The sequence below is a fragment of the Acidovorax sp. HMWF018 genome, assembly GCF_003061035.1.
Lineage (GTDB): Bacteria > Pseudomonadota > Gammaproteobacteria > Burkholderiales > Burkholderiaceae_C > Acidovorax > Acidovorax delafieldii.
This window is the reverse complement of record NZ_QAIM01000156.1, coordinates 11,605-24,766: the sequence shown is the minus strand read 5'-3', so window position 1 is coordinate 24,766 and position 13,162 is coordinate 11,605. Positions and strand designations below refer to the sequence as shown.

The window sequence follows — 13,162 nt, the reverse complement described above, 5'->3', positions numbered from 1 at the left end:
CACACGGCCCACCAGCGTGCCCTGCACGCCATCGTCGGGAAGCACTTGCAATGCGGCCTGGGGCGCACGGGCCCGTTCGGCAACTGCCGCTGCCGTCATGTTGTTCATGGAGAGTCCTTCGAAAAAGTCCGGGAAGGCGCCAGTGGCCTACCCGTTCGTTGTCAGTGGTTGTGGCGTGGCGTCTTTTCGGAGATGCGCTGAAATTCCAGCGCAAAGTCCAGCGTGGCGCCATCGGCCAATTGCCCTGTTTTCTCGCGGTACAGCGCCTCCCAGGGCGACTGGCTCGCGGGCACGGGTGGGGCGGGCAGGTCGCGCTGTCGGCGCGCGATCTCTTCGGGTGACACCAGCGCATCGCAGCGCCCGGTGTTCAGGTCGATGCGGATCGTGTCGCCGCTTTGCAGCCAACTCAGCCCCCCGCCCACGGCGCTTTCGGGTGATGCGTTGAGGATGGAAGGGCTGTCTGCCGTGCCCGACTGGCGCCCGTCGCCCAGCGTGGGCAACGTGTTGATGCCGCGCCGGATCAGCGCATCGGGCGGCTGCATGTTCACCACCTCGGCCGAGCCCGGCCAGCCGATGGGGCCCGCGCCGCGCATCACCAGGATGCAGCCTTCGTCGATGTTCAGTGCCGGGTCGTTGATGCGGGCGTGGTAGTCGTCCGCACCTTCAAACACCACAGCACGGGCTTCAAAGATGCCTTCCGCGCCCGGCTGGCTGAGGTAGCGCTGGCGAAAGGCTTCGGAGATCACCGAGGTCTTCATGATCCCGAAGTCGAACAGGTTGCCGCTGAGCACCATGAACCCCGCCTTGTGCATGAGCGGGTTGCTGAAGGGGCGGATCACCTCGCGGTCGTGGGTCTCGCGGCCTTGCAGGTTCTCGCCCACCGTCTTGCCGGTCACGCTGGCGCAATCGGCATGGAGCTTGCCGGCCTGCTGCAGCTCCCACATCAGCGCGGGCACGCCGCCTGCGCGGAAGAAGCGCTCGCCCAGGAACTGCCCCGCAGGCTGCATGTTCAGCAACAGCGGCAGGTCGTAGGCGTGGTCGGTCCAGTCTTGCGCGTCCAGCTGCACGCCCGCGTGGCGCGCCATCGCCATGATGTGCACCTGCGCGTTGCTGCTGCCGCCCGCCACGCTCACCACTGACAGCGCGTTCAGAAAGCTCTCGCGCGTCAGGATGCGCGAGGGGCGCAGGTCTTCGTACGCCATCTCCACGATGCGCCGCCCGGTCTCGTAGGCCATCTGGCCGCGCTCACGGTACGGTGCCGGAATGGCAGCGCAGCTCGGCAGCGACAGGCCCAGCGCCTCGGCCACGGCGTTCATGGTGGAGGCCGTGCCCATGGTGTTGCAGTGCCCGGCCGAGGGCGCGCTGTTGCAGGCGCGCTGCAAGAATTCTTCCTCGTCGATTTCGCCTGCAGCCAACTGGCGACGGCTGCGCCAGATCACGGTGCCCGAGCCCACCAGCTGCCCTTCGTGCCAGCCGTCCAGCATCGGGCCGCCCGAGAGCACGATGGCCGGGATGTCCACCGTGGATGCCGCCATGATGCCCGCGGGCGTTGTCTTGTCGCAGCCCGTGGTCAGCACCACGGCATCGATGGGGTAGCCGTACAGGATCTCCACCAACCCCAGGTAGGCCAGATTGCGGTCCAGAGCGGCCGTGGGGCGCCGGCAGTTTTCAAAGATGGGGTGCACGGGGAACTCCATCGGAATTCCGCCCGCATCGCGGATGCCGTCGCGCACGCGGCGCGCAAGGTCCAGGTGGATGCGGTTGCAGGGCGACAGGTCACTGCCCGTCTGCGCAATGCCGATGATGGGCCGGCCCGAGCGCAACTCTTCGGGCGTGAGCCCGTAGTTCATGAACCGCTCCAGGTACAGCGCGGTCATGTCCGAGCGCTCGGGCGCGGCAAACCATTCGCGGGAGCGGAAGGGGCGGCGGGGTGTTTGGGTCATGGGGTCGGGGCGTCGCAAAAGAGGGGCTGGGCGCAGCCAGAAGCTGCGCCCTGGGGAACGAACCAAGCGCTTACTTGCTGCCCCGCGCCTTGGCCAGCTCACCCATCATTTCGCTGGTGGTTTCTTCACCAAACTCCTTGCCGTACTTGGCCAGCACGGGCTGCAGCTTGGTGCGCAGCTTGGCCTGTTCGGCGGCGGGCAGTTCGGTGATCTGCATGCCGGCTTTCTTCAGCTCGCCCAGGGCGGTTTCGCTGAAGGCGCGGATGGTCTTGCGCTCGAACAGCGTGGCCTCGCGGGCGGCCTCTTGCACGATCTTCCTTTCGTCGGCCGAGAGGCCGTCCCAGGTCTTCTGGGAAATGAGCAGCACCCAGGCGCTGTACATGTGGCGCGACAGCACCAGGTGCTTTTGCACTTCATAGAACTTGCTGGCCAGGATGGTGGCGGGCGGGTTCTCCTGGCCGTCCACGGCCTTTTGTTCCATGGCGGTGTACAGCTCGGTGAACGGCATGGGCGTGGCGTTGGTGCCCAGCGCGTTGAAGGTGTCGAGGAACAAGGGGCTCTGGATCACGCGCAGCTTCAGGCCTGCCAGATCATCGGCCGTGTTGATGGGGCGGCGCGAGTTGGTCACATGGCGGAAGCCGTTTTCCCAAAAGCCCAGGCCGATCAGGCCCTTGTCGGGCAGCATGGCCAGCAGCTTCTGGCCGAAGGGGCCGTCGAGCAAGGCGTCGGCTTCTGCCTCGGTGTTGAAGGTGAGTGGCAGGTTCAGCACACCAAAGGGCTTGATCAGCGACATCAGCGTGGACGAGTCCGGAATCGTCATCTCCAACGTGCCGCCGCGCAGGGCCGAGGTCATGCTCACGTCGTTGCCCAGGGCGCCGCTGGCGAACAGCTTGGCGTTCATCTTGCCGCCGCTCTTGGCCTGCAGGCGCTCGGCAAAGTGGCGCACGGCCTGGGCTTGCGGGTGGTCGTCGCTCAGGCCGATGCCGACCTTGAAGGTGTGTTCCTTGACTTGGGCCGAGACGGGGGCGGCGAGGGCGGCCAGCAAAGCGGCAGCCAGGGCGAGGGTCTTGAATTGCATGGTGTCTTGTCTCCGTTGGAATGGCGGGACCCCGCTGGCGAGGCCTCCGGCGCCTGCGGCTTTTTGGGGCCAGCCGTTATCGACGCAGAGCGAAGGGTAGGTTTCGTGCCCCGGCGGGTCCACTGAATGTTTTGCGACAATCCATTCCAAACGCTTATGAGTCCAGACGAATTTCCGGGTAAACCCTTGTCTTTGGCGCAGGCCTGCGCGCGGCTGCGCTTTCGGCATTTGCAGTTTCTGGACATCCTGGGCCGTACGCGCAACCTGCGGCTGACGGCCGAGCAGATGCATGTCACGCAGCCTGCGGCGACCAAGATCCTCATGGACATCGAGGAGATCCTGGAGGCGCGCTTGTTCGACCGCCTTTCGCGCGGCATGCGGCCCAACGAGCTGGGGCTTTTTACGCTGCGCTACGCCAGCGCGGCGCTCGATGGGCAGCGCAAGTTTGTCGACGAGTTCAACGCCCTCAAGCAGGGCGGCCACGGCCATGTGACGGTGGGCGCCATCACCGGCTCGGCCGCGCATGTGCTGGTGGCCTCGGTGGTGGAGATCCAGCGCCTGCGGCCCCTCTTGGTCATCAAGATCCTGGAGCAGAGCAGCGACCAGCTCATCGCCTGGCTGGCCGAGCGCAAGATCGACCTGATGATCGGCCGCTTCACCACCGAGGACCAGCGCAGCCAGTTCCACTACGAGCACCTGTCCGCCGAGCCGCTGCATGTGGTGGGCGGGCTGCACCACCCGCTGCGCGGTGCCACCGACCTGTCGCTGACCGAGCTGGCGCACTGGCCGTGGATTCTGTACCCCGCCTCCACGGCCGTGCGCAAGGTGTCGGACGACTTGTTCGGCGGCGCGGGCCTGGCGCTCACGGCCGGGGTGGTGGAGACGCCTTCCTTTTTGTTTGCGCTGGAGCTGATGAACGCCACGCACATGATGTCGCTGCAGCCCGCCGCGCTTATCCAGAAATATGTGGATCGGGGGCTGCTCTCGCGCATCCCCGTTGAGCTGCCCAACCGCATGCCCAGCTATGGCCTCATTACCCGCCTGGGTGAGGCCCCCACCCCCTCGGCGCAGGCCTTCATCGAGGTGTTGCGCGACACGGCGGGTGTGGCGCCGGACGTTGTGGGGGAGTGACCAGGCCCGCGCTATGCATGGCCTCTTTCGATAACCAATGGTTATTGGAAATTGGGGCGACCAGGCCCTGCCGTTATGCTCTGCGCCCTTTCCCGCAACCCAGGCCTTTTTCTCCATGACCGACGCACCCGACACGCCCGACACCATCCAGGAACCCCGCTGCTGGAGCGATGGGCGCTGGACGGCGCAGGTCATCAAGAACGAAGACGACGATGGCTGGGCCGTGTCCATGACGCTGAAGGGCGAGGCCGAACCCGCACTGGTGGGCCCCTGGACCATGGGACGCGACAAGAAGAACCCCAAGCCGCTCGATGTGTCGGCCTTCCACACCCTGGTCAAGACCGCGAGCGAAGTGGTGCGCCGCCATGAGCAGCAGTTGCATGCGCAGCTGAACAAGAGCGTGCACATCACCACCGCAGACGGCCAGCGCCTGCGCGTGGCGCTGGCCATCGTGCCCGATGAGGAAGGCGCCACGGCCACGCTGAGCGCAGAGGACGAGCTGGGTGAGGAACTGGCGCGTGCGTCCGCGCCGCCCACCTTCAAGCTCACGCCCGCCAGCGCAGCGGCCTGGGCCGAAGGCGGGTTTCAGCGCGTGCGCTGAGCAGACTTCGGCATTCAATACAGCCCACAGCCGCAGAAACCGGCACTGCCAGTGCAGGCAATCGCCTGCGCGACGGCGTACTGCGTGCCCGCCGCCTAAAATCCCACCCGTCGGCCCCGGATGACCTTCGGGGCCGACAGCGTTCTCAGGGCGGGGCGGAATTCCCCACCGGCGGTATTTGTTGGCTGAAAAGCCCGCAAGAGCCCGCGAGCGCCTGCGGTGCCGTTCTTCGGATCGGCCTGCAGGGTCAGCAGATCTGGTGCGAAACCAGAGCCGACGGTCACAGTCCGGATGAAAGAGATCGCGAAACCCACAGCTCCTGCCATGGGTGGCTGGGCCCTCGGCGTTTGCCTGCGTGCTTTGTTGCGCGCTGGCATGGCGCAGGGCCTGCGCCGCCCTGTGCAGGTGCCGTGCTCGCGCGCGCCCTGATTCTGGCCAACCCTGTTCTGAGGAACCCATGAATCAGTCTTCTTCACCTTCCGTTTCCCCCCTGGCTCCCGTCGCCGCCCACCGTGGCGCCCGCGTGGCCATCATCAGTGCCAGCTGGCACCAGGACATCGTGCACCAGGCCCGCGACGCGGCCCTGGCCGAGTTTGACCGCCACGGCCTGCCCCCCGCGCAGGTGGCGCTGTTCGATGTGCCCGGCGCGTTCGAGATTCCGCTGCTGGCACGCAAGCTCGCGCGCAGCGGGCGCTACGACGCCATCGTGGCCTGTGCGCTGGTGGTCAACGGCGGCATCTACCGCCACGAGTTCGTCACCACCGCTGTCATCGACGGCCTGATGCGCGTGCAGCTCGACACCGAGGTGCCCGTGATGTCGGCCGTGCTCACGCCGCGCGACTTCCACGACCACGAGGACCACGTGCGCTTCTTCCGCGAGCATTTTGTGAAGAAGGGCACCGAGGTGGCCCAGGCCTGCCTGCAGACCATGGCCTACCTGCGCAAGCTGGCCTCGCCCACGCTGGCCACCGTGCAGCAGGCAACCCCTGCGCTGGCTGAAGCCTGAGAAGGCGCCAGTTGCTACTATTTATGTAGCTGTTGGCACATGATGCACTAGCGCTTCAAGCCGATTAGGCTTGAAATGGCTGCTCCGCTTCAGCCTGCGGCCAACCGGGGCTGGTGATGGCCCGGCGTGGGCATGCTGGCCTGTCTGGGGGTGTTGGCGTCGGTGTCTGCCAGCCGGAACACCGCCACTGCCTGCACCAGCTGCTGCGCCTGCACCTTGAGGCTGTCGGCGGCGGCGGCGCTCTGTTCGACCAGCGCTGCGTTCTGCTGCGTGGCCTGGTCCATTTCGGTGATGGCGTCCCCTACCTGGGCCACACCGGCGCTTTGCTCGCTGCTCGCGGCGCTGATCTCGCCCACGATGTCTGTCACGCGACGGATGGCGCTCACCACCTGGTTCATCGTGGCGCCCGCCTTGTCCACCAGCGTGGTGCCCAGTTCCACGCGCTCCACGCTGGCGTGTATCAGGGTCTTGATCTCCTTGGCGGCCTCGGCACTGCGCTGCGCGAGGCTGCGCACCTCGCCCGCCACCACGGCAAAGCCCCGGCCTTGTTCGCCGGCGCGGGCAGCTTCCACAGCCGCGTTCAGCGCCAGGATGTTGGTCTGGAAGGCGATGCCATCGATCACGCTGATGATGTCGGCGATCTTGCGGCTGCTGTCGTTGATGCCCTTCATGGTCGTCACCACCTCGGCCACCACATCACCGCCCTGCACGGCCACGGTGCTGGCGCTCACGGCCAGCTGGTTGGCGGTGCGCGCGTTTTCGGCGTTGGCCTGCACGGTGGAGCTGAGTTCTTCCATCGATGCCGATGTTTGCTCCAGCGCGCTGGCCTGCTGTTCGGTGCGGGCGCTCAGGTCGTTGTTGCCCTGTGCGATTTCGGTGCTGGCGGCGGCCACGCTGTCGGCGTTGTTGCGCACATTGCTCACCACGTGCGACAGGCTGATCTGCATGTCGTGCAAGGCATTGAGCAGCAGTGCGATCTCGTCCTTGCCCTGCACGTGCCGCGCCACCGTCAGGTCGCCGCTGGCCACGGCCTGCGACACGCGCACCGCGTTGTCCAGCGGGTTCACCACGGTGCGGCTGAAGGCAATGGCGCCTGCTATGCCCAGCGCGCACACCACCAGCATCACCACCAGGCTGATGGTGGTGGCGCGCTGCGCAGTGGCGGCGGCACGTTCGGCCACGGCGCTGCTGGCCTTGGCGATCAGGTCGCCCGCCTGGTCCAGCAGTTGTGAGGGCTCGCGGTCCATGCCCGCCACGGCCTTGTCGCCCGCTTGCGGGTCGTGGTCGGCCGCCTTGAAGGCTTCAAACCCCTTGCGGTAGGCGGTGCCCATGCGTTCGTGGGCCTGGGCAAACTGCAACACGCGTTCGCGGCCCTCCCCCGGGGGCAGGGCGGCCACGAGCTTTTGCGCCTCGTCCTTGATGGCCTGTTCCTGCTTTTCAAACGCCGCCCAGTAGCGCGTGAGCTGGGCCGGGTCCTTGCCGCGCAGCAGCACGTTTTTCCACTCCTGCACCTGCACCTTGAAGTTGTTGAGCATGCCCGCAGCCATGCGCTCGTGCTCGAAGCTTTGGGCCACGGTGGTCTGATAGGTGTCGAGCGCCTGGTTCAGGCGGCTGATGCCAAACAGGGCCGCTGCAAACAGCAATAGCAGCGACACGGTGAATGCCAGGGGGAGCTTGAGGCTGAGCTTCATGAGGAACTCCTTGAGGGTCCAGAAACGCCGCAGTGCTGGGCCATGGGCCCAGCACCCTGGTCCAGCGGCGCGCCGTGCGCGGGGCCGCAGACAGGGTGTCTTTGGGATTATGGAGACGGATGTAATTTTTTGTACATGTCTTTTTTGCCGTGGGGCCGAGGCAAGCGGGCTCCGTCAGTCGCTCGCTTTGTCATCCGATGGACAGCGGATAGCGCAAGCCAGATAAGCGCCAGGGGGCGATGCAATGCAGACAGCACAAACAAAACGGCCTTGCCGGTGAGGGCAAGGCCGTGCATGGTCAGGGCATGGCGCAGGCCGATGCCGCGAGGGTCTGGCTACAAAACCCCGCTGGCCCGCAGTGCAGCGATGCGCGCTGGGTCCAGCCCCATCTCGCGCAGCACCTCGTCGGTGTGCTGGCCCAGTGCCGGCGGCGCATTGCGCAGCACGGGTGGGGTGGCCGACAGGCGCAGCGGGCTGGCCACACCGGTGATCTGCTGCACGTTGTCGGTGGCGGCCTCGCCGTCCTTCCAGCGCGGCAGCGTCACGGCCAGGCCACGGGCCTGCACCTGCGCGTCGTCAAACGCCTGGGCAATGGTGTTGATGGGGCCGCAAGGCACGGCCTTGTCTTCCAGCAGCGCGATCCAGTCGGTCGTGGTGCGCGTGCGGGTCACGGCTTCCATGGCGGGGATCAGCGCGGTGCGGTTTTGCACGCGCAGGGTGTTGGTCGCAAAGCGCGGGTCGCTGGCCCACTGGGGCTGTTCGGCCGCGGCGCAAAAGCGTTGGAACTGGCCGTCGTTGCCAATGGCCAGCAGCATGTTGCCGTCCTGCGTGGGGAAGTCCTGGTAGGGCGCGAGGCTGGGGTGGCTGTTGCCCATGCGGCCGGGCGCCTTGCCGGTGGCGAGGAACCCCGACGCCTGGTTGGCCAGCACCGCCATGCCCACGTCCAGCAGCGCCATGTCGATGTGCTGGCCCTGGCCGGTGCCATTGGTGGCGTTGTCGCGCACGTGCAGCGCGGCCAGGATGGCGTTGCTGGCATACAGGCCGGTGAAAAGGTCAATGACGGCCACGCCCACGCGCATCGGGCCGCCGCCGGGCTGGCTGTCGGCCTGGCCGGTGATGCTCATCAGGCCCGTCATGGCCTGCACCATCAGGTCGTAGCCCGCACGCTCGGCGTAGGGCCCGTCCTGCCCGAAGCCGGTGACGGAGCAGTAGATGAGGCGGGGGTTGAGCGCGCGCAGGCTCTCGTGGTCCAGACCGTATTGCTTGAGGCCGCCGACCTTGAAGTTCTCCACCACGATGTCCGCCTCTTGCGCCATCTGCTTGATGAGCGCTTGCCCCTCGGGCGAGGCCATGTCGATGGTGACCGAGCGCTTGTTGCGGTTGCAGGCGGTGTAGTAGCTGGCCTGGTTGGTGTCGTTGCCCTCGGCGTCTTTCAAGAAGGGCGGGCCCCACTGGCGCGTGTCGTCGCCCACGCCGGGGCGCTCCACCTTGACCACGTCCGCGCCCAGGTCGGCCAGGATCTGCGTGCACCATGGCCCGGCCAGCACGCGGGAGAGGTCGAGCACCTTGATGCCTGCGAGGGCGCCGGGGGAGGTAGAGGGGGTGGTCATGGTGTGGTGTACTATGAAATTGATAGCTGTCAGCGCATGATTGACTAGCGCTATAAGGCAAAAACACCGCAAAGGCGGTGTTTTTGCCGGTTTTCGGGGCGCAGGCCGATCAGTTGGCGAACGCGGCGATGCCCGTCTGGGCGCGGCCCAGGATCAGCGCGTGCACATCGTGCGTACCTTCGTAGGTGTTCACCACTTCCAGGTTCACCAGGTGGCGGGCCACGCCAAACTCATCGCTGATGCCGTTGCCGCCCATCATGTCGCGCGCCAGGCGGGCAATGTCCAGCGCCTTGCCGCAGCTGTTGCGCTTGATGATGGAGGTGCCTTCCACGCTGGCCGTGCCCGCGTCCTTCATGCGGCCGAACTGCAGGCAAGCCTGCAGGCCGATGGCGATTTCGGTCTGCATGTCGGCCAGCTTCTTCTGGATGAGCTGGTTGGCGGCCAGGGGGCGGCCAAACTGCTTGCGGTCCAGCGTGTACTGGCGGGCCGTGTGCCAGCAGAACTCGGCCGCACCCAGGGCGCCCCAGGCGATGCCGTAGCGCGCGCTGTTCAGGCAGGTGAAGGGGCCCTTGAGGCCTTGCACTTCAGGGAAGGCGTTTTCTTCGGGCACGAACACGTCGTCCATCACGATCTCGCCGGTGATGGAGGCGCGCAGGCCCACCTTGCCGTGGATGGCGGGGGCTGTCAGGCCCTTCATGCCCTTTTCCAGCACAAAGCCGCGGATGGGGCCCACGGCGCCGCCTTCGGACACTTCCTTGGCCCAGACCACGAACACGTCGGCCACGGGGCTGTTGGTGATCCACATCTTGCTGCCCTTGAGCTTGTAGCCACCATCGACCTTGTAGGCGCGCGTGGCCATGCTGCCGGGGTCGGAGCCGTGGTCGGGCTCGGTCAGGCCAAAGCAGCCAATCCACTCGCCGCTGGCGAGCTTGGGCAGGTACTTCTGGCGCTGGGCTTCGCTGCCGAATTCATAAATGGGCACCATCACCAGCGACGACTGCACGCTGGCCATGGAGCGGTAGCCCGAATCCACGCGCTCCACTTCGCGGGCGATCAGGCCGTAGGCCACATACGACAGGCCGGGGCCGCCGTACTGCTCGGGGATGGTGGGGCCCAGCAGCCCCACTTCGCCCATCTCGCGAAAGATGCTCACGTCCATCTTTTCGTGGCGGAAGGCGTCCAGCACGCGGGGGGCCAGCTTGTCCTGGCAATAGGCGGCGGCGGCGTCGCGGATGGCGCGCTCGTCGTCGGTCAGTTGTTGGCTCAGAAGGAACGGGTCATCCCATTGAAAAGCGGCGTGGGCCATGTGTGTCTCCAGGTCGGAAAGGGGTGAGGGAAAAAACGAATCTGGAACGCATCGTAGGCTTTGGGATGGTGGCCCGCAAGCGAGTTCTTTTCATCCAGACATGCGTTTATGGAATGTATGGAATACTTGCCGCAGCCAGCATCAAGGGTTGGTGGCTTCTTCACAAGTTCCTCTTCATCATGCGCCGCAACATTCCATCGACCCAGGCTCTGGCCTGTTTTGAAGTGGCCGCCCGCCACGAGAGCTACACCCGCGCCGCGCAGGAGCTGTCGCTCACCCAAAGCGCGGTGTCGCGCCAGATCCAGGCGCTGGAAGAGTTTTTGGGCGTGGCGCTGTTCCGCCGCACGCGCCACGGCGTGGTGCTGACGCCTGCGGGCGCGCACTATGGCCGCCAGGTGGCGCGCTGGCTGCAAGGGCTGGAGCGCGACACGCTGGACGTGATGGCCCACCAGGGCGAGGGCGGCACGATCACGCTGGCGGCGGTGCCCACCTTTGCCACGCGCTGGCTCATCCCGCGCCTGCCGCAGCTGGCGCAAGCGCACCCCGACATCGTGGTGCACATCGACACGCAGACGCGGCCTTTTTTGTTTGCCGACACCACGTTTGATGCCGCGCTGTACGCGGGCACGCCCGAGCAGGTCGCCAACTGGCCCGGCGTACAGGCCCAGCTGCTGATGCATGAAGACGTGGTGCCCGTGTGCAGCCCGCGCCTGCTCGAATCCGCCGCGCCCCGGGGCCGGGGCCGCGCCCACCAGCCCGTGGCGGCTGAGGCGCTGGCTGAGATGCCGCTGCTGCAGCAAAGCACGCGCCCGTATGGCTGGCGCCAGTGGTTCGATGCCATAGGGGTGGATGCGCCGCATGCGCTGGATGGCCCGCGCTACGAGCTGTTCTCCATGCTGGCCGTGGCCGCCACGCACGGCATGGGCGTGGCGCTGATCCCGCCGCTGCTCATCGAGGCAGAGCTTGCCAGTGGCGAGCTGGTGGTGGCCTGCAACCGCCCGCTGCGCGGCGAGCGCGCGTACTACCTCATCAGCCCCACGCAGGCACAGCCGCCGGTGCTGGCCACGTTTGCGCGCTGGCTGCAGCAGATGGCCGAGGCGGCGGGCGCCCCGGTGGCGGGTTGATGCGCTTGCGTCCACCCGGGCGGTGAACTAATCTGGTTGCGCGGAAGTCTGTCTTTCATTCAGCAACCTTGTTGGAGAGCGACCCCCATGACCACTTACCACGCTCCGCATTTCGATCCCACGGTGGATGAGATCGAAACACTGAAGCAGCTTGAAATGGGCGAAGTCATCACGCTGCCCCATGCGCTCAAAGACCATGTCTCCGGGCGACTGCTCGAATGGGGCTTCATCACCAAGGGGACGGGTGGCGAGCTGGCCATCACCGCCAGTGGCCGCCAGTTGATCCGGCGACAGGACAACTGACCCCGCGCGTCAGCCGGCCCCTTGTGCGCATCCGTCGCAGGGTGTGGCGTGGGACCTCCGTGCGGGTGGGTGCCTTTGGCTAAATCCTGGTGCGAGGGCTGGGGTATCCGGGCCCTGTGCCCGCCGTGTGCAGCGTTGGGCCTATCCTGTGCCATTCCCCTTGTCTGGAGCCGCCGTGCCCTCTTTGTCCCGTTTGCGCACCACCCTGTGCATCGCCGCGCTGGCCGTTGCCGGTGTGCTGCTGGCGGGTTGCAGCACAGTGCGGCTGGCGTACAACCAGGTGCCCCACCTGGCGTACTGGCAACTGAACCGTTACCTTGATCTGTCGGACGCGCAGACGGAGCGCGTGCGTGGCGACCTGGGCGACCTGCACCGCTGGCACCGCGACACCATGCTGCCCCAGCATGCCGAGCTGTTGCAAAAGGTGCAGCAGCAGTTGCCAGCCACCATCACCCCTGAGCAGGCCTGCCGCATCTATGACGAGGCACGTACACAGTTGGACAAGGTGCTGGCCCAGGCCGAGCCCAAGGTGGTGTGGCTGGCCTCGCAGCTGACCGAGGCGCAGATCCGCAATCTGGAGCGCAAGCAGGCCGACAGCAACGCTGACTGGAAATCCGAATGGCTGGACCCATCGCCCGACAAGATGCGCGAGCGCCGCTTCAAGGACCTCTCGTCGCGGCTCGAAACCTTTTATGGCGCGCTTGACGAACCCCAGAAGGCCGTGCTGCGCGCCTTTATCGCCCAGTCGGCTTTCGACCCGCAGCGCACCTACGCCGAGCGCGTGCGCCGGCAAAAAGACCTGGTGCAGGTGCTGCGCAGCATCCAGGCCGACCGTGGCAACACCGCCCAGGCCCGCACGCTGATGCTCGGCTTTCTGGACCGCGTGGTGACGTCACCGGACGTCGCCTACCAGCGCTACGCACAAGCGCTGGTGGCCGAGGGCTGCGAGGGGTTTGCGCGCCTGCACAACGCCATGACGCCTGCGCACCGGCTGCGTGCGGCGCAATCGCTCAAGGGTTATGAGCAGGACTTCCTGTTGCTGGCTGCGCGCTGATGTGCAGCGCGAGGGTGGGGCGAAGCGCAAAGGCTGCTGCCGCGACGCGAAGGTCAGCAGAACATCATCGCCAGCAGGGCCGCATCCTCGGCCATGTTCTGCAGGGCATAACCCGCCAGCCGGTAGGCCAGCACGGTGGCGTGCGCGATCAGATCCTGGGCGGTCATGGCGGTGGCTGGGTGTGGAGGTGTGCAGAAATCACATGCCGCCGCCACAGCGGCTGGCCCAGCAAAAAGGCCGATAGCTCATGGAAGCTACCGGCCTTGTTGACTGTGGTGCCCGGGGCCGGAATCGAACCGGCACGCCTTGCGGCGG

Annotated in this window: 11 protein-coding genes and 1 riboswitch; of the genes, 6 read left to right on the top strand and 5 right to left on the bottom strand. The window is 66.5% G+C overall.

The window, feature by feature from the left end; translation table 11 throughout:
* Nucleotides 1–161 precede the first annotated feature (161 nt).
* Nucleotides 162–1,943, bottom strand: a complete 1,782-nt coding sequence (locus tag DBR23_RS06090) for an IlvD/Edd family dehydratase (protein WP_108497634.1) — start codon at nucleotides 1,941–1,943, stop codon at nucleotides 162–164.
* 70 nt (nucleotides 1,944–2,013) lie between these two features.
* The gene (locus DBR23_RS06085) at nucleotides 2,014–3,021 is read right to left on the bottom strand and encodes a TRAP transporter substrate-binding protein (protein ID WP_108497633.1); all 1,008 of its coding nucleotides are present in this window, start codon (nucleotides 3,019–3,021) and stop codon (nucleotides 2,014–2,016) included.
* Between the two features lie 156 nt (nucleotides 3,022–3,177).
* On the opposite strand from DBR23_RS06085, the gene DBR23_RS06080 reads away from it, so the two are divergent.
* From DBR23_RS06080 to DBR23_RS06070, 3 genes are all read left to right on the top strand, one after another.
* Nucleotides 3,178–4,152: a LysR family transcriptional regulator gene (locus DBR23_RS06080; protein WP_108497632.1), complete on the top strand. Its 975-nt coding sequence runs from the start codon at nucleotides 3,178–3,180 to the stop codon at nucleotides 4,150–4,152.
* Between the two features lie 115 nt (nucleotides 4,153–4,267).
* Nucleotides 4,268–4,753, top strand: a complete 486-nt coding sequence (locus tag DBR23_RS06075; protein ID WP_108497631.1) for a hypothetical protein — start codon at nucleotides 4,268–4,270, stop codon at nucleotides 4,751–4,753.
* Between the two features lie 137 nt (nucleotides 4,754–4,890).
* A riboswitch (FMN riboswitch) is annotated at nucleotides 4,891–5,060 on the top strand.
* Between the two features lie 150 nt (nucleotides 5,061–5,210).
* A complete protein-coding gene (locus DBR23_RS06070) occupies nucleotides 5,211–5,759 on the top strand; it encodes a 6,7-dimethyl-8-ribityllumazine synthase (protein ID WP_056066768.1) in 549 nt (182 codons plus the stop codon).
* Nucleotides 5,760–5,848: 89 nt separating this feature from the next.
* Here the strand turns inward: DBR23_RS06070 and DBR23_RS06065 are convergent, their stop codons facing one another.
* The 3 genes from DBR23_RS06065 to DBR23_RS06055 all read right to left on the bottom strand — a co-directional run bounded on the left by DBR23_RS06065 (nucleotide 5,849) and on the right by DBR23_RS06055 (nucleotide 10,366).
* The gene (locus DBR23_RS06065; RefSeq protein WP_108497630.1) at nucleotides 5,849–7,450 is read right to left on the bottom strand and encodes a methyl-accepting chemotaxis protein; all 1,602 of its coding nucleotides are present in this window, start codon (nucleotides 7,448–7,450) and stop codon (nucleotides 5,849–5,851) included.
* Nucleotides 7,451–7,785: 335 nt separating this feature from the next.
* Nucleotides 7,786–9,060 (bottom strand): CaiB/BaiF CoA-transferase family protein, encoded by a 1,275-nt coding sequence (locus DBR23_RS06060; protein ID WP_108497629.1) that lies wholly within the window; start codon nucleotides 9,058–9,060, stop codon nucleotides 7,786–7,788.
* A 109-nt stretch (nucleotides 9,061–9,169) separates the two neighbouring features.
* Nucleotides 9,170–10,366, bottom strand: coding sequence for an acyl-CoA dehydrogenase (locus DBR23_RS06055; RefSeq protein ID WP_015015345.1), 1,197 nt, complete (start codon nucleotides 10,364–10,366; stop codon nucleotides 9,170–9,172).
* Between the two features lie 179 nt (nucleotides 10,367–10,545).
* On the opposite strand from DBR23_RS06055, the gene DBR23_RS06050 reads away from it, so the two are divergent.
* From DBR23_RS06050 to DBR23_RS06040, 3 genes are all read left to right on the top strand, one after another.
* Nucleotides 10,546–11,490, top strand: coding sequence for a LysR family transcriptional regulator (locus DBR23_RS06050; RefSeq protein ID WP_108497636.1), 945 nt, complete (start codon nucleotides 10,546–10,548; stop codon nucleotides 11,488–11,490).
* Nucleotides 11,491–11,577: 87 nt separating this feature from the next.
* Nucleotides 11,578–11,793: a hypothetical protein gene (locus DBR23_RS06045; protein ID WP_015015343.1), complete on the top strand. Its 216-nt coding sequence runs from the start codon at nucleotides 11,578–11,580 to the stop codon at nucleotides 11,791–11,793.
* 175 nt (nucleotides 11,794–11,968) lie between these two features.
* Nucleotides 11,969–12,847 carry a DUF6279 family lipoprotein gene (locus DBR23_RS06040; protein WP_108497628.1) on the top strand — a complete coding sequence of 293 codons (879 nt, stop codon included), beginning with the start codon at nucleotides 11,969–11,971 and terminating at the stop codon, nucleotides 12,845–12,847.
* The last annotated feature ends 315 nt before the right edge of the window (nucleotides 12,848–13,162 follow it).

Bases quoted from the DNA above. Each gene is read 5' to 3' on its own strand.
- DBR23_RS06080 (WP_108497632.1), top strand. From the start codon at position 3,178: ATGAGTCCAGACGAATTTCCGGGTAAACCCTTGTCTTTGGCGCAGGCC.
- DBR23_RS06055 (WP_015015345.1), bottom strand. From the start codon at position 10,366: ATGGCCCACGCCGCTTTTCAATGGGATGACCCGTTCCTTCTGAGCCAA.
- DBR23_RS06070 (WP_056066768.1), top strand. From the start codon at position 5,211: ATGAATCAGTCTTCTTCACCTTCCGTTTCCCCCCTGGCTCCCGTCGCC.
- DBR23_RS06075 (WP_108497631.1), top strand. From the start codon at position 4,268: ATGACCGACGCACCCGACACGCCCGACACCATCCAGGAACCCCGCTGC.
- DBR23_RS06085 (WP_108497633.1), bottom strand. From the start codon at position 3,021: ATGCAATTCAAGACCCTCGCCCTGGCTGCCGCTTTGCTGGCCGCCCTC.
- DBR23_RS06065 (WP_108497630.1), bottom strand. From the start codon at position 7,450: ATGAAGCTCAGCCTCAAGCTCCCCCTGGCATTCACCGTGTCGCTGCTA.
- DBR23_RS06090 (WP_108497634.1), bottom strand. From the start codon at position 1,943: ATGACCCAAACACCCCGCCGCCCCTTCCGCTCCCGCGAATGGTTTGCC.
- DBR23_RS06060 (WP_108497629.1), bottom strand. From the start codon at position 9,060: ATGACCACCCCCTCTACCTCCCCCGGCGCCCTCGCAGGCATCAAGGTG.
- DBR23_RS06045 (WP_015015343.1), top strand. From the start codon at position 11,578: ATGACCACTTACCACGCTCCGCATTTCGATCCCACGGTGGATGAGATC.
- DBR23_RS06050 (WP_108497636.1), top strand. From the start codon at position 10,546: ATGCGCCGCAACATTCCATCGACCCAGGCTCTGGCCTGTTTTGAAGTG.